Raw genomic sequence first — 20,825 nt, 5'->3', positions numbered from 1 at the left:
TAAAACTCGCAACCATATATCGACTAAAGAGGACTATCATCGAGCCATACACGAACCAGGAGGTCCCCATGACCCACTACCGTGATGTCCTCGAACTGCATACCGGCCACCCCGCCTCCGATGGCGCCGGCGTCCGCCTGACCCGCGTGATCGGCGGTCCGTCCCCGGAACGCTTCGATCCGTTCCTGATGCTCGACCAGTTCGATACGCAGAACCCGGACGACTATGTCGCCGGCTTCCCCTCGCACCCGCACCGCGGCTTCGAGACCGTGACCTATATGCTCGAAGGGCGCATGCGCCACGAGGACCACCTCGGCAATCGCGGCCTGCTCAAGCCCGGCGGCGTGCAGTGGATGACCGCCGCCCACGGCATCATCCACAGCGAGATGCCGGAGCAGGTGGAAGGTGCGATGCGCGGCTTCCAGCTGTGGGTCAACCTGCCGGCGAAGAACAAGCTGGCCCCGGCCGGCTATCGCGATATCGAGCCGGAAGACGTGCCGCGCCTGGAAACCGCCGGCGGGGTGAAGGTCACCGTGATCGCCGGGCGCTTCGACGACGGACAATTGCAACAGGCCGGCGCCGTCGAGCGGCCGGACACCGAGCCGCACTACTACGACCTGCAGCTGCCCGCCGGCGGCCGTATCGCCCCGCGCCTGCCGGATGGCCACCGCGTGCTGCTGTACGTCTACGAAGGCAGCCTGACGGTGGAAGGCGAACGGCCGGTGGAAGTCGCCACCAACCGCCTGGCGCGCCTCTCCGAGCAAGGCGAGCTGAGCCTGCGCAGCGACACCGGCGCCCGCGTGCTGGTCCTCGCCGGCAAGCCGCTGCGCGAACCGATCGTCCAGTACGGCCCGTTCGTGATGAACAGCCGCGAGGAGATCGAGCAGGCGCTGCGCGACTACCGCGACGGTGTCCTGGCCGTCTGAGCCTTGCGCGAGCCGCCCTCCGGGGCGGCTTTTCCCACCTGCCGCCGCCCCCAGATACCCAGATACCCAGACACCCAGATACCCAGGGCGCCTAGCTGCCTGGCGGTTATCCGCAGCATCCTCGCGGTGACGTCTGGGACAGCGCGCCGTTCACCCGCCCAGGGCAATCGAGCGGGTTTACCGCTCGATCCGCAGGAAGCGCTCCAGTTCCGCCCGCTTGCCCATCGCATCGTGGTAGCCGAGTTCGATCAGTTCGCTGCAATAGCCGCGCTCGAACAACAGGTAGCTCAATACCCCCGCCCCACTGGCACGGGTCGCGCCGGGACCACGCAGGAAAAGCCGCAGTACCCGCGACAGCTCCCGGTAGTGCCGCGCGGCGATCTCGTCCAGAGGACGGCTCGGCGAGACCAGCAATACCTCCACCGGCTCCAGCCCGCCCACCTGGTGGCGCACCTCGGGCCCGACCAGATGGCCGATCTGGTTCATGCGCTGCAACTGCTCGATATCGCCTTCCAGGCTATCGATGAAGGTGCTGTTCAGCAGGTGCGTGCCGATCTGCGCCAGGCTCGGCGGTCGATCGGAGGGTGGCAGGCCGGTCATGGCACTGTCGCCGCCGGTGGCCGGGTTGCCGCTGACGCCGATCACCAGCACCCGCGAGGCCCCCAGGTGCAACGCCGGACTGATCGGCGCCTGGGAACGCACCGCGCCGTCACCGAAGTATTCGCGGTTGATCCGCACCGGCGGGAACAGCAGCGGGATCGCCGCGCTGGCCAGCAGATGCCGAAGTTCGAGACGGGTGGGAATGCCCAGGCGCCGATGGCGTATCCAGGGATCGATGGTCGCTCGCCCCTGGTAGAAGGTCACCGCCTGTCCCGAGTCATAGCCGAACGCGGTCACCGCCACCGCGCGCAACTGGCGCTGGCGTACCGCCGCGTGGATCCCGGAGAAATCCAGTTCGCGCGCCAGCAGTTCGTGCAACGGACGGTTGTCCAGCAGCGCCACCGGCACCCGCCGACCCAGGCCGAGCAGGCTGTGGCCGAGGAAGCGCGCGGCCTGGCGGGTCACGCCCGGCCAGTCGCTGCGATAGACATGATCGGTGCGGAAGCCTTGCCAGACCGCGGTCAGGCGCTGGATCGCCTGGCGGAATTGCAGGGCGCCGCAAGCCAGGCCAACGGCGTTGATGGCGCCGGCGGAGGTACCGACGATGACCGGGAAGGGATTGCCGGCGCTGTCCGGCAGCAGGTCGGCGATGGCGGCCAGGACGCCGACCTGGTAGGCCGCGCGGGCGCCGCCGCCGGAAAGGATCAGGCCGGTGAGCGGCGGACGTGGGGCAAGGGGATCGGACACAGCGGGGCTTCCGTCATGAACTGCGGCGAGTATAGCCAGACCCCGCGCACGTCCGGAATGCCCGTCCTCAGCGCTTGCGCCGTTTCGGATAGAGCCTGGCTTCGCCTTGCGGGCGGGTCTTGAAACGCCGGTGCGCCCACAGGTACTGCTCGGGCTGCTGGCGCACGCAACGCTCGACCCACTGGTTGATCCGCAGGCAATCGGCTTCCTCGCTCTCGCCGGGGAAGTCCTCCAGCGGCGGGTGGATGGTCAGCCGGTAGCCACTGCCGTCGGCCAGGCGGCTCTGGGTGAACGGCAACACCCGCGCCCGGCCCAGGCGGGCGAACTTGGTGGTGGCGGTGACGGTGGCCGCCGGGATGCCGAACAGCGGCACGAACAGGCTCTGCTTGGCGCCGTAGTCCTGGTCCGGCGCATACCAGATGGCCCGGCCGGCGCGCAGCACCTTGAGCATGGCGCGCACGTCCTCGCGCTCGATGGCGGTGGCGTCGAGGTTGTGCCGCTCGCGGCCACGACGCTGGACGTAGTCGAACACCGGGTTGCCATGCTCGCGGTACATGCCGTCGATGGTGTGCACCTGGCCGAGCAGCGCCGCGCCGATCTCCAGTGTGGTGAAATGCAGGGCCATGAGGATCACCCCCTCGCCCTTCGCCTGGGCCTCGCGCAGGTGTTCCAGGCCTTCTATATGGGCCAGGCGCGCCAGGCGCGCCTTCGGCCACCACCAGCTCATGGCCATCTCGAAGAAGGCGATGCCGCTGGAGGCGAAGTTCTCCTTCAGCAAGCGCTCGCGCTCGGCCGGCGACTTTTCCGGAAAGCACAGTTCGAGATTGCGCGCGGCGATTTCCCGGCGCGAGCCGACCAAGCGGTACATCAGCGCCCCCAGGCCGCGGCCGAGCGCCAGCAGGACGGGATACGGCAACTGCACCACCAGCCAGAGCAGCCCCAGGCCGAGCCAGAGCGGCCAGTAGCGGGGATGGAGGAAGGCGGTGGAGAAACGGGGGCGATCCATGGACGGTTCCGGCGACGATCAAAGCCCGCCATTCTACCCTGCCCGCCGCCCCGGCGGGACGCCGCGTCGCCGATCGACGCCGGCCCGGCTATCTGCCACGCTTGCGGGCATCCGGTGTTCTCGTTATAAGTCCCTGCAATTCAACGACCGACAAGCCCCATGAGCCAAGCCGACCTCCTCGATCAAGACCCCGTATTCCAGCTCAAGGGCAGCATGCTCGCGGTGACCATCCTCGAACTGGCGCACAACGACCTGGCGAGGCTCGAGCGGCAACTCGCCGACAAGGTGGCGCAGGCGCCGAACTTCTTCCGCGATACCCCCCTGGTCATGGCCCTCGACAAGTTGCCCGAGGGCGAAGGCCGCCTGGACCTGCCGGCGCTCCTCGAAGTCTGCCGCCGCCATGGCCTGCGCACCCTGGCGATCCGCGCCGGACGCGAGGAAGACATCGCCGCCGCCCAGGCCCTCGACCTGCCGGTGCTGCCGCCGTCCGGCGCCCGCGAACGGCCGCTGGACATCAAGGACAGCGCCCCGCGCAAGCCCGCCGAAGAGGTCCGGCCGAGCGCCGGGGAACCCAGGCCCGAGCCGGCCAAGCCGGAAGAGAAGCCCGCCGAACCCGCCAGCCGTCCGACCAAGGTGGTGAAGACCCCGGTACGCGGCGGCATGCAGATCTATGCCGCCGGCGGTGACCTGATCGTGCTGGCCGCGGTGAGTCCCGGCGCGGAACTTCTCGCCGACGGCAACATCCATGTGTACGGCCCGATGCGCGGACGCGCGCTGGCCGGTGTCAAAGGCGATGCCACGGCACGGATCTTCTGCCAGCAACTGGCCGCCGAACTGGTCTCCATCGCCGGTAACTACAAGGTCGCGGAGGACCTGCGACGCAGCCCGCAGTGGGGCAAGGCGGTGCACGTCAGCCTGTCGGGTGACGTGTTGAACATCACCCGCCTTTAACGGATACTGCCGCCACTTTCAGGGACCAGAATTCTTACGTTTTTCATTGGGGTGAATCACCTTGGCCAAAATTCTCGTAGTCACTTCCGGTAAGGGTGGCGTCGGTAAAACCACCACCAGCGCAGCGATCGGCACCGGCCTGGCCTTGCGCGGTTTCAAGACCGTCATCGTCGACTTCGACGTCGGCCTGCGCAACCTCGACCTGATCATGGGCTGCGAACGCCGCGTGGTGTACGACTTCGTCAACGTCGTCAACGGCGAGGCCACCCTCACCCAGGCCCTGATCAAGGACAAGCGCCTCGAAAACCTGCATGTCCTGGCCGCCAGCCAGACCCGTGACAAGGACGCCCTGACCAAGGAAGGCGTCGAGAAAGTCATGGCCGAACTGCGCAAGGACTTCGAATACATCATCTGCGACTCCCCGGCGGGCATCGAGAAAGGCGCCCACCTGGCCATGTACTTCGCCGACGAGGCGATCGTCGTGACCAACCCGGAGGTTTCCTCGGTGCGCGACTCCGACCGCATGCTCGGCCTGCTGGCGAGCAAGTCGCAGCGCGCCGAGAAGGGCGAGGAGGCGATCAAGGAACACCTGCTGCTGACCCGCTACAACCCCGAGCGCGTCACCAAGGGCGAGATGCTCGGCGTCGACGACGTCGAGGAGATCCTCGCCATCCGCCTGCTCGGGGTGATCCCGGAATCCCAGGCCGTGCTCAAGGCGTCCAACCAGGGCGTGCCGGTGATCCTCGACGAGCAGAGCGACGCCGGCCAGGCGTACAGCGACGCCGTCGACCGCCTGCTCGGCAAGGAAATACCGCATCGATTCCTCGATGTGCAGAAGAAAGGATTCCTGCAAAGACTGTTCGGAGGACGTGAATGAGCCTTTTAGACTTCTTTCGCAGCCGGAAATCGCAGAACAGCGCTTCCATCGCGAAAGAACGACTGCAGATCATCGTTGCCCACGAACGTGGCCAGCGCGCGCAGCCGGATTATCTGCCCCAGCTGCAGAAAGACCTGCTGGAAGTGATCCGCAAGTACGTGCCGATCGACCAGGAGCAGATCCAGGTCGAACTGGAGAACCAGGGCAACTGCTCGATCCTGGAACTCAACATCACCCTGCCGGATCGTTGATTCGCGTGGGGTCCATACTGCGGCGGCCACTGGCCGCCGCAGTCGTTTCACCGGGCCTGCCCGCCAGGTCCCCTGCCGCCTCCCGGCGATGAGCCCGTTCGCTATGCCGCTGTCCCAGATCCGCATCGTTCACCAGGATGACGCCCTGCTGGTGGTCGACAAACCCACCCTGCTGCTGTCGGTACCCGGCCGCGCCGACGACAACAAGGATTGCCTGGTTACCCGCCTGCAGGAAAACGGCTACCCCGAGGCCCGCATCGTGCATCGCCTGGACTGGGAAACCTCCGGCCTGATGGTGCTCGCCCGTGACGCCGACAGCCACCGCGAGCTGTCCCGCCAGTTCCACGACCGCGAGACGGAGAAGGCCTATACCGCCCTCTGCTGGGGACTGCCGGAGCTGGACAGCGGACGCATCGAGCTGCCGCTGCGCTACGACCCGCCGACCAAGCCGCGCCACGTGGTGGACTTCGAGCACGGCCGCCACGCCCTGACCTTCTGGCGCGTGCTGGAGCGCCACGAGCGCTGGAGCCGGGTCGAGCTGACGCCGATCACCGGCCGCTCTCACCAGTTGCGCGTGCACATGCTCTCCATCGGCCATCCGCTGCTCGGCGACCGCCTCTACGCCAACCCCGAGGCGCTGGCCGCCCACGACCGCCTGTGCCTGCACGCCAGCCTGCTGTGCCTGACCCATCCGCGGAGCGGCGAACGCCTGCGCTTCGAGTCAGCGGCACCGTTCTGAGCCCTCCACGCGACGCCCACCCGGCTTTGGCCGGGCAGCGCCCGCCGATTTCCGGGACCCGCTTTGCCATACAACGACCAACTTCCGCTTTTCCTGGCCGGCCCCGCCGCCAACGACCTGAACCCCGTCGGACAATACGATAGACTGCATGGATTGCCGTCCGGAGCCCCTATGCGCGCAGAACTCAACCAGGGCCTGATCGATTTCCTCAAGGCCTCGCCCACGCCTTTCCACGCCACCGCCAGCCTCGCCCGCCGCCTGGAGGCCGCCGGCTACCGTCGCCTCGACGAGCGCGATGCCTGGCACACCGAGGCCGGCGGGCGCTACTACGTGACCCGCAACGACTCCTCGCTGATCGCCATCCGCCTCGGTCGCCGCTCGCCGCTGGAAAGCGGCTTCCGCCTGGTCGGCGCGCACACCGACAGCCCCTGCCTGCGGGTCAAGCCGAACCCGGAGATCGCCCGCAACGGCTTCCTCCAGCTCGGCGTCGAAGTCTACGGTGGCGCCCTCTTCGCCCCCTGGTTCGACCGCGACCTGTCGCTGGCCGGCCGGGTGACCTTCCGCGCCAACGGCAAGCTGGAAAGCCGCCTGGTCGACTTCCGCAAGGCGATCGCGGTGATCCCCAACCTGGCCATCCACCTCAACCGCGCCGCCAACGAAGGCTGGCCGATCAACGCGCAGAACGAACTGCCGCCGATCATCGCCCAGCTGGCGCCGGGCGAGGCCGCCGACTTCCGCCTGCTGCTCGACGAACAGCTGCTGCGCGAGCACGGCATCACCGCCGACGTGGTGCTGGACTACGAGCTGTCGTTCTACGACACCCAGTCCGCCGCGGTGATCGGTCTCAACGACGAATTCATCGCCGGGGCGCGCCTGGACAACCTGCTGTCCTGCCATGCCGGCCTGGAAGCCCTGCTCAACGCCGAGGGCGACGAGAACTGCATCCTGGTCTGCACCGATCACGAAGAGGTCGGTTCCTGTTCGCATTGCGGCGCCGATGGTCCGTTCCTCGAGCAGGTGCTGCGCCGCCTGCTGCCGGAAGGCGACGCCTTCAGCCGGGCAATCCAGCGCTCGTTGCTGGTCTCGGCCGACAACGCCCACGGCGTACACCCGAACTATGCCGACAGGCACGACGCCAACCACGGCCCGGCGTTGAATGGCGGCCCGGTGATCAAGATCAACAGCAACCAGCGCTACGCCACCAACAGCGAAACCGCCGGCTTCTTCCGCCACCTCTGCCAGGACAGCGAAGTGCCGGTGCAGAGCTTCGTGACCCGCAGCGACATGGGCTGCGGCTCGACCATCGGCCCGATCACCGCCAGCCAGGTCGGCGTGCGCACCGTCGACATCGGCCTGCCGACCTTCGCCATGCACTCGATCCGCGAGCTCGCCGGCAGCCACGACCTGGCTCACCTGGTCAAGGTGCTCGGCGCCTTCTACGCCAGCAGCGAGCTGCCCTGACCGCCAGCCACGTCCACGCCCCGGGCATTCGTCCGGGGCCACTCAGGCGTGTGCAGCGCGCCATTCGCTGCGCAACAGCGTGTAGATCGCATGGTCATGGGCACGCCCGGCGATGATCTCGTTGGCCCGGATCACTCCGTCGCGCCGGAAGCCCTGGCGCTCGGCGGCGCGCTGGCTGCGCAGGTTCTCGGTGGAACAGCGGATCACCAGGCGCTGCCGGTCGTAGCCAAGGAAACCGAGTTCGATCGTCTTCCCCAGCGCGCTGGCGAGCAGCCCGCGTCCTTGTGCGGACGCCGCCAGCCAGTAGCCTATGCTGGCGCTGCGGCTGTCCTCGGTGAAGTCGTGCAGGTCGATGACGCCGACCAGGCATCCGGATTCGACGATCCCGCAGCGGCAGCTCCTGCGCTCCGCCCACAACCGCTGGCCTTCGCCAATGAAACGGCGGGTATCGTCCGCGCTCTGCGTCAGCGGCACCCACGGCATCCAGGGCGCCAGGTGCTCGCTGTTGGCACGCACCAGGCGGAACAGTTCCTCCGCGCGCGGCTGGTCGAGCAGCTCCAGATGCAGGTCGGACGAAATCGGCAGTATGAACATGCGAGGGCTCCTTTTCCCGGTGCCCCATCCTCGCAGAAGACGCCGCAGGTCGTCGACGCGTGGCGTTACTGCGGTACCTCGACGCTGATATGGATGGCATCGTGGCGCCAGAACTCCAGGTCGCAGTCGATCAGCCGACCATGCTGGTCACGGTTGATCCGGCTGATGCGCAGGGCCGGGCTGCCCACGGCCACCTTCAGCGGCGCCGCGGCCTCGGCATGCAGCGCTGTGGGCACCATGTCGAAACGCACCCGCCCATAGTGGATACCGTACTCGCTGGCATAGAGCTCGGTCAGCGAGCGGGTCAGGTCGTGGCCGAGGATACCGGGGAAGTACTGCGCGTTCAGGTAGTGTTCGACGTACAGCACCAGCCGCCCGTCCACCCGCCGCGCCCGGCGGATCTGGTAGACGCTGGACAGCGCCGGCAGCTCCAGCAGCTCGCAGACCGCCGCGCTCGCCGGCATCTGCCGGGCCGAGAGCACCTCGGTGGCCGGCACCCGCCCCTGTTCGCTGACCATCGCGTGGAAGTGGCTGCGTACCAGCGGGTTGTAGGCCAGCCGCTCGGGGGAGACGAACCAGCCGCGGCGTTCCTCGCGATAGATCAGGCCCTGCGACTCCAGCTGGATCAGCGCCTCGCGCAGGGTGATCCGGGTCGTCGCGAACAGCTCGCTGAGCTTGCGCTCGGCCGGCAGCTTGCCACCCGCCGGCAGCAGACCATGGCCGATCTGCTCGCTGAGCGCCCGGCAGATCGCCGTTACGGTGGGTAGCGCTTCGTCACGCATGCACTGCTTCCTTTTGGTCTAGTCCAGCCCCATCGCGGGGCGCCGACGCCGGCCAGCGCCATGCGTCCGGCTCGTCCGATGCTAGGAAACACAGATGACCGGGACGTGACAGACACATGTCAACACCTCCTTCCGGCACCCTTCCGCCCCCATGGAACCGGGGCTTTAAGCATGGTCTACGCTTCTGCGGATGCAAGCCGCGGCGATACCGGGCGCGGCTAGCTGACATGAAACCGTCATCCAGCGGTTCTAGATTGGCCTGGGTCTTGCTGATCTAGACCACACCCACGGCAGGCCTGCCCGCACGGAGCGACGAGAACTCCGAGACTGCCGGCCCGAATCTCTCGAACGAAGGAGCACCGAATGAAACGCATGCTTGCTTCACTGCTGGGAACCGCCATCGCCCTCGGCAGCGGCCTGGCGCTGGCCACCGAGGCCGACCTACAGGCCCTGGAACAGGCCGCCCGCAAGGAAGGCCAGGTCAACAGCGTCGGCATGCCCGACAGCTGGGCGAACTGGAAGGACACCTGGAGGGATCTTGAGAGCAAGTACGGGCTCAAGCATATGGACACCGACATGAGCTCGGCCCAGGAACTGGCCAAGTTCAAGGCCGAGAAGGACAACGCCAGCGCCGACATCGGCGACGTCGGCGCCGCCTTCGGTCCCATCGCCGTGCAACAGGGCGTCAGCCAGCCATACAAGCCGAGCACCTGGGAACAGATCCCGGCCTGGGCCAAGGACCAGGACGGCCACTGGGCGCTCGCCTACACCGGGACCATCGCCTTCATCGTCAACAAGCAACTGGTGAAGGACGTGCCGCACAGCTGGGCGGACCTGCTGCAGGGCAAGTACAAGGTCACCATCGGCGACGTCGGCGCTGCCGCCCAGGCGGTCAATGGGGTGCTCGCCGCGGCCATCGCCAACGGCGGCGACGAGAAGAACATCGGGCCGGGCCTGGAGTTCTTCGGCAAGCTCGCCAGGCAGGGCCGCCTGTCGTTGACCAACCCGGTGATCGCCACCCTGGAAAAGGGCGAAGTCGAGGTCGGCATCGTCTGGGACTTCAACGGCCTCAGCTACCGCCAGCAGATCGACCCGGAGCGCTTCGAGGTGCTGATCCCCTCGGACGGCTCGGTGATCTCCGGCTACACCACCATCATCAACAAGTACGCCAAGCATCCGAACGCCGCCAAGCTCGCCCGCGAGTACATCTTCAGCGACGCCGGGCAGATCAACCTGGCCAAGGGCAACGCGCGCCCGATCCGCGCCGAGAGCCTGACCCTGCCGGACGACGTGAAGGCCCGGCTGCTGCCCAACGAGCAGTACGCCAAGGCCCAGCCGATCAAGGACGCCAAGGCCTGGGAGGAAACCTCCAAGCGCCTGCCGCGGCAGTGGCAGGAAGCGGTGATCATCAACATGCAGTGACGCGGAGCGCGGCCGCCCTCGCCGGCGGCCGTCCCGCATAGATGGATACCCGAATGCGCCACGACGTCATCCTCGTCCTCCTGGACGGCCTCAACCACAGCGTCGCCCGCGACTGCATGGGGCATCTCCAGGCCCTCTGCGGCGCCGGCCGCGGCCAGTCGTACCGCCTGGAATGCGAGCTGCCTTCGCTGTCCCGGCCGCTCTACGAATGCATCCTCACCGGGGTGCCGCCGATCGATAGCGGCATCCTGCACAACGACGTGGTGCGCCTGAGCCAGGAGCAGAGCCTGTTCCACTACGCCCGCGCGGCCGGCCTGAGTACCGCGGCGGCGGCCTACCACTGGGTCAGCGAGCTGTACAACCGCGCGCCGTTCGACCCGGCCCGCGACCGCCACACCGACGACGGCGCCCTGCCGATCCAGCGCGGACATTTCTACTGGAGCGACCATTATCCGGACTCGCACCTGTTCGCCGACGCGGAAAGCCTGCGTCGCCGGCACGCACCGAACTTCATGCTGGTCCACTCGATGAACATCGACGACGCCGGGCACAGGCATGGCCTCGACAGCGCGGTCTATCGCAACACCGCGCGGCGCGCCGACGCGCTGCTGTCGGAATACCTGCACCAGTGGCTGGCGGCCGGCTACCAGGTGGCGATCACCGCCGACCACGGAATGAACGAGGACCGCAGCCACGGCGGCATCCTCGAGGAGGAACGCGAGGTGCCGCTGTTCGTCTTCGGCGACGCCTTCAGTCGCGACGACCTGGCGCAACCGCTGCAGACCGACCTCTGCGGCACGCTCTGCGAAATCCTCGGCGCCGCACACGACAAGCCCGTCTGCCGGGAGCTGCTCGCCTCATGAAACGACTATCCGGCAGATGGCTGGCGCTGCTGCTCCTGCTGCCCTTCGCGGCGTTCTTCGTGATTTTCCAGTTAGCGCCGCTGGCCTGGGTCGCGCTGAACAGCCTGAAGGCCAGCGACGCCTGGAGCCTGGCCAACTACCTGGAGCTGTTCGGCTCGCCCTTCTACCGCCAGGCGATCCGCCACAGCCTGGAGATCGCCGGCTGGTCGAGCCTGCTCGGCCTGCTCGTCGCGGTGCTCGGCAGCCATTCGCTGCGCCACGTCGACAGCCGCCTGCGCGACTTCGTCATGGCCTTCTCCAACATGACCAGCAACTTCGCCGGGGTGCCGCTGGCGTTTGCCTTCATCATCCTGCTCGGCTTCAACGGCGCGCTGACCCTGTTGCTCAAGCAGGCCGGCTGGATCGACGACTTCAATCTCTACTCGAAGACCGGCCTGATCATCCTCTATACCTATTTCCAGATTCCCCTCGGAGTGATGCTGCTCTACCCGGCCTTCGATGCCCTGCGCGAAGACTGGCGCGAGTCCGCCGCGCTGCTCGGCGCCAACGGCTGGCAGTACTGGCGGCACATCGGCATCCCGGTGCTGACCCCGGCGCTGCTGGGCACCTTCGTCATCCTCCTGGCCAACGCCCTCGGCGCCTACGCCACGGTGTACTCGCTGACCACCGGCAACTTCAACGTGATCCCGATCCGCATCGGCGCGCTGGTCGCCGGCGACGTGTTCCCCGACCCGAACATGGCCAGCGCCCTAGCCATGGTGCTGGTCGGCCTGATGACCCTGATCACCCTGGTCCACCAATGGCTGCTGCGCAGGAGCTACCATGTCGCGCGCTGAACGAGGTCCCGTCGCGCTCTACCATCGCCTGGTGGTCTGCGCGCTGTTCCTGATCCTGGTCCTGCCGCTGGCGGCGACCCTGCTCTACTCGCTGGCCACCCAATGGTCGGCGACCCTGCTGCCCGACGGCCTGACCCTGAAGTGGTACCTGACGCTGTGGAGCGACCAGCGCTTCCTGCTGGCCTTCGGCCGCTCGCTGCTGGTCTGCTTCGGCGCCCTGGCGTTCAGCGTGCTGCTGATCCTGCCGCTGATGTTCGTCATCCACTACCGTTTCCCGCGCCTGGACGGGGTGATGAACGTGCTCATCCTGCTGCCCTTCGCGGTGCCGCCGATCGTGTCCTCGGTAGGCCTGCTGCAGCTCTACGCCAGCGGACCGCTGGAAATGATCGGCACGCCCTGGGTGCTGGTCGGCTGCTACTTCACCATCGCCCTGCCGTTCATGTACCGGGCGATCACCAACAACCTGCAGGCGATCAACCTGCGCGACCTGATGGATGCCGCCCACCTGCTCGGCGCCAGCACCTGGAAAGCTGCGCTGCTGGTGGTGCTGCCGAACCTGCGCAAGGGCGTGATGGTGGCCCTGCTGCTGTCGTTCTCCTTCCTCATCGGCGAATTCGTCTTCGCCAACCTGCTGGTCGGCACCCGCTACGAGACCCTGCAGGTATTCCTCAACAACATGCGCAACAGCAGCGGCCACTACACCAGCGCGGTGGTGGTCTCCTACTTCGTGTTCGTCCTGGTCCTGACCTGGGCGGCCAACCGACTGAACAAGGACAAGGCCTGATCATGTCGTTCGTCAGTGTCGAGCAGCTCGACAAGAGCTACGGTGCCACCAGCATCTTCCGCGATATCGACTTCGCCGCCGCCCGCGGCGAGTTCGTCACCCTGCTCGGCCCCAGCGGCTGCGGCAAGTCCACCCTGTTGCGCTGCATCGCCGGGCTTACCGAGGTCGATGGCGGGCGCATCCTCATCGACGGCGAGGACGTGGTGCCGTTGCCGCCGCAGAAGCGCGGCATCGCCATGGTGTTCCAGAGCTACGCGCTGTTTCCCAACATGAGCGTGCAGCAGAACATCGCCTTCGGCCTGCGCATGCAGAAGGTGCCGGCGGCGGAACTGCAGAAGCGTGTTGCCGAAGCCATCGAACTGGTGGAGTTGGGCGACTACGCCGCGCGCTACCCGCACCAGCTTTCCGGCGGGCAGTGCCAGCGCGTGGCGCTGGCCCGTTCGCTGGTGACCCGGCCGCGCCTGCTGTTGCTCGACGAGCCGCTGTCGGCCCTCGACGCGCGCATCCGCAAGCACCTGCGCGAACAGATCCGGCGGATCCAGCAGGAGCTGGGGCTGACCACCGTATTCGTCACCCACGACCAGGAGGAGGCGCTGACCCTGTCCGACCGCATCGTCCTGATGAACGCCGGGCGCATCGTCCAGAGCGGCGACGCGGAGACCCTCTACACCGCGCCGGAAAACGCCTTCGCCGCCGGCTTCATCGGCAACTACAACCTGCTCGACGCCGAACAGGCCAGCCGCCTGCTCGGCCGGCCCTGCGCGCAGCAGGTGGCGATCCGCCCGGAATCCCTGCGCCTGGGCAACGAAGCGAGCGAAGGCGTGCCGGCGCTGGTACGCTCGCACAGTCTGCTCGGCAACGTGATCCGTTACCGCGTCGAGGCGGCCGGGGTGGAACTCACCGTCGACGTCCTCAACCGCAGCGCAGACCGCCTGTATCCGGCCGGCAGTCGACTGACGCTGGTCATCGATCGCAACAGTATTCGAGAGGTAGCTTGATGAGCCTGGTGATCTTCGACCTGGACGAGACCATGATCCACGGCGACTGCTCCAGCCTGTGGAGCCAGCGCATGGCGAGTCTCGGCTGGGTCGACGAATCCTTCGTCCGCCGCGACGCCGAACTGATGGAACAGTACGCCGAAGGCAAGCTGTCCATGGACCTGTACATGGAGTACACCCTGCAACCGCTGATCGGCCGCAGCGTGGAGGAAATCGAGCGGGAAGTGGAAGCCTACGTCGAGGAGGTCATCGAGCCGCTGATCTACAGCGACGCCTGCGCCTGCCTGGCACGTCACCGCAGCGCCAACGACCGGGTGCTGATCGTCTCCGCCTCCGGAGTGCACCTGGTCAAGCCGATCGCGGCGCGGATCGGCGTCGACGAAGTCCTCGCCATTGATCTGGAAGTGCTCGACGGACACTACACCGGCCGCACCCTCGGCACCCTCACCTATCGCGAAGGCAAGGTATTGCGCCTGCTCGACCTGCTGGAAGGAGACGATCGCCAGCTGGCCGACGCCTGGTTCTATTCGGACTCGCGCAACGACCTGCCGCTGCTGAAGCTGGTCGGCCATCCGAACACGGTCAACCCGGACCCGACCCTGCTCGCCTACGCCAAGGAAATGGGCTGGCCGGTGCACGCCTGGCGCTGACGGAATCCGCCTCGAAAGCGCGCCCGGTTCACGCCTCCGGCACCTGGCTGCTCAGGCCAGCGACGGATCCACCACCAGCACCACCTTGCCCTGCACCTGGTTGCTCGCCAGCGCCTCGAAGGCCGCCTCGGCGTCGCCGATCGGGAAGGTTCGCTCCAGCTGCGCGCGGAGTTTCCCAGCGGAGAACAATGGCCAGACCTTCAGGCCCAGCTCGGCGATCAGCTGCGCCTTGAAGTCGGCGTCGCGGGTGCGCAGGGTCGACCCCGTCAGCTGGATACGCTTGCCCAGCAGTTGCGCCAGGTCCAGCTGCGCCTCGCGACCGCCCATCAGGCCGATGATCACCCAGCGCCCGTCGCGCCGCAGCAGCTCCAGGTTGAGCGCCGCATAGCGGGCGCCGACCGGGTCGAGGATCACGTCGAACGGCGCGAAGTCGCGCAGCGACTCCAGGCTCTGCTTGCGCAGCACGCCGCCGGCGGCACCGAGGGACTCGCAGTAGGCCAGGCGCTCGGCGGAGCCGACGCTGACCCAGCAGGGATTGCCGAACGCCTTGCACAGCTGGATGCCGGCCGAACCGACGCCGCTGGCGCCGGCGTGCAGCAGCACCTTCTCGCCGGGCTGCAACGCCGCCAGCTGGAACAGGTTCAGCCAGGCCGTGGCGTAGACCTCCGGAATCCCCGCCGCCTCCGCCAGGCTCAGCCCTGCCGGGACCGGCAGCACGTGGCGCGCGTCCACCACCACTTCCTCGGCCATGCCGCCGCCGGCGAGCAGCGCGCAGACCCGGTCGCCGACCTGCCAGGTGCTGCCCGCGCCCACCTCGCTGACCACTCCGGAGCACTCGAGCCCCAGCGCCGGGCTGGTGCCGGGCGGCGGCGGGTAGAGCCCGGCCTTCTGCAACAGGTCAGCGCGGTTGAGTCCGGCGGCCGCCACGCGGATGCGGATTTCGCCCTGGCCGCAGGACGGGGCGGCGATTTCCGACCACTCGACACGACCTTCGATACCTTGCAATGCGTTCACGCTGCCTCCATAGTGGGGTTGTCACGGCCCGATCACCCAGAGTCGGGCTTTTTGCATTGCGCCAAGGGAACCCGGCGCCGGCTAATAAGGCCTAATATGCGTCATTACTCCGCGATCAGTCGAATCAGCATGAAGCGTTTTCTGCCCCGTACCGCCCTGTTGCTCCTCCTCGGCGCCAGTTCGCTGCCGCTGTTCGCCTCGACCGCCGTCTCCGTCGGCAGCGGCCCCCAGAACCCCTGGGACAGCCTGCAGCCGGACCGCGAGCAGGTCATCGCCAGCCTCAACGTGGTGGAACTGCTCAAGCGTCATCACTACAACAAGCCGCCACTGAACGACGAGCGCTCGGCCAAGATCTACGACAGCTACCTGAAGATGCTCGACCCGGCGCGGATGTACTTCACCGCCGGCGACATCGCCGAGTTCGATCGCTGGCGCAACAGGTTCGACGACTTCCTCAAGAGCGGCGACCTGGATCCCGGCTTCGTCATCTACAAGCGCCACCTCGACCGCCTGAGGGGCCGCCTCGACTATGCCCTGGCGATGCTCGACAAGGGCGTCGACAAGATCGACTTCAGCGTCGACGAGAGCCTGCTGATCGACCGCGAGAAGGCCCCCTGGGCTAAGGACACCGCAGAGCTCGACGACCTCTGGCGCAAGAAGGTCAAGGACGAGGTCCTGCGCCTGAAGATCACCGGCAAGGACGACAAGGCGATCCAGGAACAGCTCACCAAGCGCTACAAGAACCAGCTGTCGCGCCTGAAGCAGACCCGCAGCGAAGATATCTTCCAGGCCTACATCAACGCCTTCGCCCAGTCCTACGACCCGCATACCCAGTACCTGTCGCCGGATAACGCGGAAAACTTCGACATCAACATGAGTCTCTCGCTGGAAGGCATCGGCGCGGTGCTGCAGAGCGACAACGACTACGTCAAGGTCGTGCGCCTGGTGCCGGCCGGCCCGGCGGCGAAGAGCAAGCAGATCGCCACCTCCGACAAGATCATCGGCGTCGCCCAGGGCAAGGGCGAGATGGTCGACGTGGTCGGCTGGCGCCTGGACGAAGTGGTCAAACTGATCCGTGGGCCGAAAGGTTCGCAGGTGCGCCTGGAAGTGATCCCGGCGAGCAACGCGCCGAACGACCAGACCAGCAAGATCGTCGCCATCACCCGCGAGGCGGTGAAGCTGGAAGACCAGGCGGCGAAGAAATCCATCATCAAGGTCGACCACGAGGGCCGCAGCTACAAGCTCGGCGTGATCGACCTGCCGGCCTTCTACCTGGACTTCAAGGCCTACCGCGCCGGCGACCCGAACTACAAGAGCACCACCCGCGACGTCAAGAAGCTGGTCGCTGAACTGCAGAAGGACAAGGTGGACGGCATCGTCCTCGACCTGCGCAACAATGGCGGCGGCTCCCTGCAGGAAGCCACCGAGCTGACCGGCCTGTTCATCGACCAGGGCCCGACCGTCCTGGTGCGCAACAGCGACGGTCGCGTCGACGTGCTCAACGACGACGAAGGCAAGGCCTTCTACACCGGCCCGCTGGCGGTGCTGGTCAACCGTCTTTCGGCCTCCGCCTCGGAGATCTTCGCCGGCGCCATGCAGGACTACCACCGCGCGCTGATCCTCGGCGGGCAGACCTTCGGCAAGGGCACCGTGCAGACCATCCAGCCGCTCAACCACGGCGAGCTGAAGCTGACCCTGGCGAAGTTCTACCGTGTCTCCGGGCAGAGCACCCAGCACCAGGGCGTGATCCCGGACATCAGCTACCCGTCCATCGTCGACGACAAGGAAATCGGCGAAAGCGCCCTGCCCGACTCGATGCCGTGGGACACCATCCGCCCGGTGGTGAAGGACGAGGCCAATCCGTTCAAGCCGTTCCTCGCGCAACTCAAGGCCCAGCACGACGCGCGCACCGAGAACAACGCCGACTTCGTCTATGCCCGCAAGCGCCTGGCCCTGGCCCAGGAGCTGATGAAGGAGAAGACCGTCAGCCTGAACGAGGCCAAGCGTCGCGCCCAGCAGACCAGCATCGAGAACCGCCAGTTGGCCATGGAGAACGCCCTGCGCAAGTCTAAGGGCCAGGAACCGCTGAAGGAACTCAAGCGCGAGGACGAGAACGCCCTGCCGGAAGAGGACGACAAGACCAAGCCGCAGGACGACGCCTACCTCACCGAGTCCGGGCATATCCTGCTGGACTACCTGAACCTCAACTCGGCGGTGGCCAAGCACTGAGTTCAGCGGGAGCGTCATAAAACAGACATGGGACTGTCGTGAAATACGGGGCCGGTTGCACAACCGGCCCTTTTCATTCCGACGAGACCGTCCCATGACCGTCACCGAGCAGTTGAGCGCCCTGGACAGCATCCTGGCCCATGGCGACCTGCACTGCCTGTTCCAGCCCATCCTCTCGCTTTCCGAGCGGCGCCTGGTCGGCTACGAAGCGCTGACCCGCGGCCCATCCAACAGCCCCTTGCATTCGCCCCTGGCGTTGTTCGCCGTCGCGCGCCAGTGCGGGCGGCTGAGCGAACTGGAACTGCTTTGCCGGCAATGCGCCTTCAGGCGCTTCCGCGACATCCAGGGCGACGCCATGCTGTTCCTCAACGTCTCGCCGGAATCCCTCCTCGAGGCCGGCCATCCGCCCGGCCGCACCCTGCAATTGCTGCAAGAGCTGGGGATCTCGCCGAACCGGGTGGTGATCGAGCTGACCGAGCAGACTCCCATCGACGACTTCGACCTGCTCGACACCGCACTGCACCACTATCGAGCCATGGGCTTCTCCATCGCCCTCGACGACCTCGGCGCTGGCTACTCCAGCCTGCGCCTGTGGTCCGAATTGCGTCCCGACTACGTGAAGATCGACCGCCACTTCGTCGACGGCATCCACCTGGATCCCGTGAAGCGCGAGTTCGTCGGCTCCATCCTGAAGATGGCCCGGGCCTCCCGCGCCCAGGTGATTGCCGAGGGCATCGAGCTGGCGGAGGAACTGGCGGTGCTCAGCGAGATGGGTGTCGATCTGGTACAGGGCTATCTGTTCGGCCGACCGCAGGAGCATCCGGCGACCGATGTGCAGCAAATGCTGCCCGGCGCCACCGGCTCCCCCCCAGTTCCAGGCGACCAGCCCGGCGACCTGCGCACGCTGCTGCTGCAACAGCGCGCGGTCGACACGCGCACGTCGACCCAGGACGTGGTGGAAATCTTCCGCCGCCAGGTCAATCTGAATTCCCTGGCGATTGTCGACGAAGAACTTCGACCGTCCGGAATCGTCCACCGCCACGCGCTCACCGACGCGCTGCTCCGGCCATTCGCCTGCGACCTGTTCCTGCGCAAGCCGATCAGCCGCCTGATGAGCGACGACTTCCTGGCCGTGGAACTCGGCCAGACCCTGCAGCAGGTCAGCCGCTTGCTGACCAGCCGCGCACGCCAGCGTATCGAGGAAGACTTCATCATCACCCACGCCGGGCGCTATGCGGGGATGGGCCGGGTGATCGACGTGCTCAGGCTGATCACCGAGGAAAAGATCCAGCAGGCCCGGCACGCCAATCCGCTCACCCTGCTGCCCGGCAACGTACCGATCCAGCAATGCCTCGAACGCCTGCTGCAGCAAAGGCGCGAAGCGGTTATCTGCTACGTCGACATCGACAGTTTCAAGCCCTTCAACGATCTCTACGGCTACGCCCGCGGCGACGAGGTCCTGCTGTGCCTGGCGCAGTGCCTGAGCGAACGGATCGATCCAGGCTGCGAGTTCGTCGGTCACATCGGCGGCGACGACTTCATGCTGGTGCTCGCTCCCGAGGACTGGCGCACGCGGATCAACCGGCTGCTGGAAACCTTCCAGGACCAATGCCGGCGCTTCTACAGCCGCGAACACCTGGAAGCCGGTTGTTTCGTCGCGCACAACCGCCAGGGCCAGCGCGAGGAGTACCCGCTGCTGTCATTGTCCGTCGGCGTGGTGCATCTGCCGGCCGAGGCCTGCCAGGGCATGGATGCCGCGCACCTGGCGACTCTGGCCTCCGAGGCCAAGCGCCAGGCCAAGGCGGTGCCAGGCTACAGCCTGCACCTGATCGAGGCCGCCTGAGCCGTTCGCCAGACTAGAGGCCGAGCGCGGATGCCCGTTGCGCATAGTGGTCGGCGCGCTCGCCGTCCGGCGCCAGGCCGGGGCCGCCATCCCGGTACAGCTCCGCCAGCTTGCGCGCCGCCAGCGGGTGCCCCGCCTCTGCCGCTTGCGCCCAGTGGCGGCTGGCCGCCAGTGCGTCCGGCGCTTGCCGGGCGTCGCCCTTGAGCGCCTGCACGCCTAGCTGGTAGGCCGCTTTCGCATCGCCCGCGCTGGCGGCCAGACGCAGCAGGCGCAGGCCTTCCTCGCGCGCGCCGAAACCCTGGCCGCGGAACAGCAGCAGGTGACCATAGAAAGCCTGGGCGTCGCGATGCCCCAGGTTGGCCATGCGCGAGAATTGGCCCTGCATCCATTGCCAGGCTCGCGGCTGCTTGACCAGCCAGGGCCACCCCATCAATTGCCGGGCCACGGCGTAACCGAGGCGCGCGCGCAGGCGCCAGATCCATTCAGAGTTCATCGGGATACTCGAATTCGAACACGCGGACCACTTCCGCCGCATGCCAGCCGGCCGCGGCCGGGCCGTCCGGCGGGCCGGAAAAGCGTCCGAGACGCTCCACGCACTCGAAGAAACCGGTGCGCGGCAAGCGGCTGGCGCCCTGGCTGATCACCAGCGAACTGCGCAACGGTCGCCCCGAGCGCGCATCCAGGGATGCCAGGTGCTCGAGGGCCGCGGTGAGCGTGGTCATCGCCGGGGTCGGCAGTTGCAGGCGCTCGATCAGCGCCCGGTAGGTGAGCAGATGGCGCTGGCGGCGCGCATCCTCGATTTCCAGCAGCAGGCTATCCCAGTGTTTACGACTGATCAGCACACTCAAGGTCAGGCCCCCGTCGCTTTGCCCAGCACGCGCTCCAGGGCGAACTGGATGGCCTCGCTGGCCTCCCGCTCGCCACGCTCGATCATTGCCATGTAGGAAGGACTGATACCGACGTCCCGGGCCACTTGCTCCAGGCTCAGGCCCCGCGCCTCGCGGCGCTCCAGCAGGCTTGCGCCAGCCGGCGCCGACGCTGGCGCCTGCACGGGGGCGCTGGCGGCCGGACGTCCGGCGGCGGCCAGCAACGCCTGGTATTCGGCCCAGGGCAGCACTGCGTATTCCGCCTCACCGTCTCGGGTGATCACTTGGACATTCATGTCGGTCTCCTTGCAAGCCGCCATCTTAACAGGCAGCGCCCGGCTGCGGACTGGCTATACTGCTGCCCTGGTCACACAGTCTGCCTGGTG

At 67.1% G+C, this 20,825-nt stretch carries 22 protein-coding genes; 14 read left to right on the top strand and 8 right to left on the bottom strand.

Going from position 1 to position 20,825, the window contains the following annotated elements; translation table 11 throughout:
- Positions 1-68: 68 nt before the first annotated feature.
- Positions 69-926, top strand: a complete 858-nt coding sequence (locus B7D75_RS08790; protein ID WP_058174376.1) for a pirin family protein — start codon at positions 69-71, stop codon at positions 924-926.
- 177 nt (positions 927-1,103) lie between these two features.
- Here the strand turns inward: B7D75_RS08790 and B7D75_RS08785 are convergent, their stop codons facing one another.
- Positions 1,104-2,273 (bottom strand): patatin-like phospholipase family protein, encoded by a 1,170-nt coding sequence (locus B7D75_RS08785; protein WP_012074972.1) that lies wholly within the window; start codon positions 2,271-2,273, stop codon positions 1,104-1,106.
- Positions 2,274-2,340: 67 nt separating this feature from the next.
- Positions 2,341-3,279 (bottom strand): lipid A biosynthesis lauroyl acyltransferase, encoded by a 939-nt coding sequence (locus tag B7D75_RS08780; protein WP_012074971.1) that lies wholly within the window; start codon positions 3,277-3,279, stop codon positions 2,341-2,343.
- Positions 3,280-3,438: 159 nt separating this feature from the next.
- On the opposite strand from B7D75_RS08780, the gene minC reads away from it, so the two are divergent.
- The 5 genes from minC to B7D75_RS08755 all read left to right on the top strand — a co-directional run bounded on the left by minC (position 3,439) and on the right by B7D75_RS08755 (position 7,558).
- A complete protein-coding gene (gene minC / locus B7D75_RS08775; RefSeq protein WP_012074970.1) occupies positions 3,439-4,230 on the top strand; it encodes a septum site-determining protein MinC in 792 nt (263 codons plus the stop codon).
- 61 nt (positions 4,231-4,291) lie between these two features.
- Positions 4,292-5,107, top strand: a complete 816-nt coding sequence (gene minD, locus B7D75_RS08770) for a septum site-determining protein MinD (protein ID WP_003150362.1) — start codon at positions 4,292-4,294, stop codon at positions 5,105-5,107.
- Entirely contained in the window at positions 5,104-5,358 is a 255-nt protein-coding gene (gene minE, locus B7D75_RS08765; RefSeq protein ID WP_003091581.1) for a cell division topological specificity factor MinE, read from the top strand. The genes minD and minE overlap by 4 nt, the downstream gene beginning before the upstream one ends.
- Positions 5,359-5,461: 103 nt before the next feature.
- Positions 5,462-6,097 (top strand): RluA family pseudouridine synthase, encoded by a 636-nt coding sequence (locus B7D75_RS08760; protein WP_012074969.1) that lies wholly within the window; start codon positions 5,462-5,464, stop codon positions 6,095-6,097.
- Between the two features lie 171 nt (positions 6,098-6,268).
- Entirely contained in the window at positions 6,269-7,558 is a 1,290-nt protein-coding gene (locus B7D75_RS08755; RefSeq protein ID WP_003150358.1) for a M18 family aminopeptidase, read from the top strand.
- 42 nt (positions 7,559-7,600) lie between these two features.
- On the opposite strand, the gene B7D75_RS08750 is transcribed toward B7D75_RS08755, so the two are convergent.
- Both B7D75_RS08750 and B7D75_RS08745 read right to left on the bottom strand, forming a co-directional pair.
- Entirely contained in the window at positions 7,601-8,152 is a 552-nt protein-coding gene (locus B7D75_RS08750; protein ID WP_034082057.1) for a GNAT family N-acetyltransferase, read from the bottom strand.
- A 65-nt stretch (positions 8,153-8,217) separates the two neighbouring features.
- Positions 8,218-8,934, bottom strand: coding sequence for a UTRA domain-containing protein (locus tag B7D75_RS08745; protein WP_107113926.1), 717 nt, complete (start codon positions 8,932-8,934; stop codon positions 8,218-8,220).
- 363 nt (positions 8,935-9,297) lie between these two features.
- On the opposite strand from B7D75_RS08745, the gene B7D75_RS08740 reads away from it, so the two are divergent.
- From B7D75_RS08740 to B7D75_RS08715, 6 genes are read left to right on the top strand one after another with little or no spacing between them, the layout of a single operon-like run.
- Positions 9,298-10,356, top strand: coding sequence for an ABC transporter substrate-binding protein (locus tag B7D75_RS08740; RefSeq protein ID WP_107113925.1), 1,059 nt, complete (start codon positions 9,298-9,300; stop codon positions 10,354-10,356).
- A 53-nt stretch (positions 10,357-10,409) separates the two neighbouring features.
- Positions 10,410-11,219, top strand: a complete 810-nt coding sequence (locus B7D75_RS08735; RefSeq protein ID WP_003150351.1) for an alkaline phosphatase family protein — start codon at positions 10,410-10,412, stop codon at positions 11,217-11,219.
- On the top strand, positions 11,216-12,055 hold the full coding sequence (locus B7D75_RS08730) for an ABC transporter permease (protein WP_012074966.1): 840 nt from the start codon (positions 11,216-11,218) through the stop codon (positions 12,053-12,055). The genes B7D75_RS08735 and B7D75_RS08730 overlap by 4 nt, the downstream gene beginning before the upstream one ends.
- Positions 12,042-12,839: an ABC transporter permease gene (locus B7D75_RS08725; protein ID WP_012074965.1), complete on the top strand. Its 798-nt coding sequence runs from the start codon at positions 12,042-12,044 to the stop codon at positions 12,837-12,839. Before B7D75_RS08730 ends, B7D75_RS08725 begins: the two co-directional genes overlap by 14 nt.
- A 2-nt stretch (positions 12,840-12,841) precedes the next feature.
- Entirely contained in the window at positions 12,842-13,837 is a 996-nt protein-coding gene (locus B7D75_RS08720) for an ABC transporter ATP-binding protein (RefSeq protein WP_012074964.1), read from the top strand.
- Positions 13,837-14,487 (top strand): HAD family hydrolase, encoded by a 651-nt coding sequence (locus tag B7D75_RS08715; RefSeq protein ID WP_012074963.1) that lies wholly within the window; start codon positions 13,837-13,839, stop codon positions 14,485-14,487. The genes B7D75_RS08720 and B7D75_RS08715 overlap by 1 nt, the downstream gene beginning before the upstream one ends.
- Before the next feature lie 51 nt (positions 14,488-14,538).
- Here the strand turns inward: B7D75_RS08715 and B7D75_RS08710 are convergent, their stop codons facing one another.
- Positions 14,539-15,501 (bottom strand): NAD(P)H-quinone oxidoreductase, encoded by a 963-nt coding sequence (locus tag B7D75_RS08710; RefSeq protein ID WP_058145620.1) that lies wholly within the window; start codon positions 15,499-15,501, stop codon positions 14,539-14,541.
- 129 nt (positions 15,502-15,630) lie between these two features.
- Here B7D75_RS08710 and B7D75_RS08705 point away from each other — a divergent pair, with 129 nt between their 5' ends.
- Both B7D75_RS08705 and B7D75_RS08700 read left to right on the top strand, forming a co-directional pair.
- The gene (locus B7D75_RS08705; protein WP_034082052.1) at positions 15,631-17,730 is read left to right on the top strand and encodes a carboxy terminal-processing peptidase; all 2,100 of its coding nucleotides are present in this window, start codon (positions 15,631-15,633) and stop codon (positions 17,728-17,730) included.
- Between the two features lie 94 nt (positions 17,731-17,824).
- Complete coding sequence (locus tag B7D75_RS08700; RefSeq protein WP_107113924.1) at positions 17,825-19,573, top strand: bifunctional diguanylate cyclase/phosphodiesterase; 1,749 nt, start codon at positions 17,825-17,827, stop codon at positions 19,571-19,573.
- Between the two features lie 13 nt (positions 19,574-19,586).
- Here B7D75_RS08700 and B7D75_RS08695 read toward each other — a convergent pair whose 3' ends face one another.
- From B7D75_RS08695 to B7D75_RS08685, 3 genes are read right to left on the bottom strand one after another with little or no spacing between them, the layout of a single operon-like run.
- The gene (locus B7D75_RS08695) at positions 19,587-20,066 is read right to left on the bottom strand and encodes an SEL1-like repeat protein (protein ID WP_043100737.1); all 480 of its coding nucleotides are present in this window, start codon (positions 20,064-20,066) and stop codon (positions 19,587-19,589) included.
- Entirely contained in the window at positions 20,056-20,421 is a 366-nt protein-coding gene (locus B7D75_RS08690) for a hypothetical protein (RefSeq protein WP_003114793.1), read from the bottom strand. The genes B7D75_RS08695 and B7D75_RS08690 overlap by 11 nt, the downstream gene beginning before the upstream one ends.
- Positions 20,422-20,423: 2 nt before the next feature.
- Entirely contained in the window at positions 20,424-20,735 is a 312-nt protein-coding gene (locus tag B7D75_RS08685) for a helix-turn-helix domain-containing protein (protein WP_012074958.1), read from the bottom strand.
- Positions 20,736-20,825 lie beyond the last annotated feature (90 nt).

The organism is Pseudomonas paraeruginosa, assembly GCF_003025345.2.
GTDB lineage: Bacteria > Pseudomonadota > Gammaproteobacteria > Pseudomonadales > Pseudomonadaceae > Pseudomonas > Pseudomonas paraeruginosa.
This window is presented reverse-complemented; position numbering and strand designations above follow the sequence as displayed.

Coding starts and splice junctions, on each gene's coding strand:
- B7D75_RS08790 (WP_058174376.1), top strand. CDS start 69: ATGACCCACTACCGTGATGTCCTCGAACTGCATACCGGCCACCCCGCC.
- B7D75_RS08780 (WP_012074971.1), bottom strand. CDS start 3,279: ATGGATCGCCCCCGTTTCTCCACCGCCTTCCTCCATCCCCGCTACTGG.
- minC (WP_012074970.1), top strand. CDS start 3,439: ATGAGCCAAGCCGACCTCCTCGATCAAGACCCCGTATTCCAGCTCAAG.
- minE (WP_003091581.1), top strand. CDS start 5,104: ATGAGCCTTTTAGACTTCTTTCGCAGCCGGAAATCGCAGAACAGCGCT.
- B7D75_RS08760 (WP_012074969.1), top strand. CDS start 5,462: ATGCCGCTGTCCCAGATCCGCATCGTTCACCAGGATGACGCCCTGCTG.
- B7D75_RS08755 (WP_003150358.1), top strand. CDS start 6,269: ATGCGCGCAGAACTCAACCAGGGCCTGATCGATTTCCTCAAGGCCTCG.
- B7D75_RS08750 (WP_034082057.1), bottom strand. CDS start 8,152: ATGTTCATACTGCCGATTTCGTCCGACCTGCATCTGGAGCTGCTCGAC.
- B7D75_RS08745 (WP_107113926.1), bottom strand. CDS start 8,934: ATGCGTGACGAAGCGCTACCCACCGTAACGGCGATCTGCCGGGCGCTC.
- B7D75_RS08740 (WP_107113925.1), top strand. CDS start 9,298: ATGAAACGCATGCTTGCTTCACTGCTGGGAACCGCCATCGCCCTCGGC.
- B7D75_RS08735 (WP_003150351.1), top strand. CDS start 10,410: ATGCGCCACGACGTCATCCTCGTCCTCCTGGACGGCCTCAACCACAGC.
- B7D75_RS08730 (WP_012074966.1), top strand. CDS start 11,216: ATGAAACGACTATCCGGCAGATGGCTGGCGCTGCTGCTCCTGCTGCCC.
- B7D75_RS08725 (WP_012074965.1), top strand. CDS start 12,042: ATGTCGCGCGCTGAACGAGGTCCCGTCGCGCTCTACCATCGCCTGGTG.
- B7D75_RS08720 (WP_012074964.1), top strand. CDS start 12,842: ATGTCGTTCGTCAGTGTCGAGCAGCTCGACAAGAGCTACGGTGCCACC.
- B7D75_RS08715 (WP_012074963.1), top strand. CDS start 13,837: ATGAGCCTGGTGATCTTCGACCTGGACGAGACCATGATCCACGGCGAC.
- B7D75_RS08705 (WP_034082052.1), top strand. CDS start 15,631: ATGAAGCGTTTTCTGCCCCGTACCGCCCTGTTGCTCCTCCTCGGCGCC.
- B7D75_RS08700 (WP_107113924.1), top strand. CDS start 17,825: ATGACCGTCACCGAGCAGTTGAGCGCCCTGGACAGCATCCTGGCCCAT.
- B7D75_RS08695 (WP_043100737.1), bottom strand. CDS start 20,066: ATGAACTCTGAATGGATCTGGCGCCTGCGCGCGCGCCTCGGTTACGCC.
- B7D75_RS08685 (WP_012074958.1), bottom strand. CDS start 20,735: ATGAATGTCCAAGTGATCACCCGAGACGGTGAGGCGGAATACGCAGTG.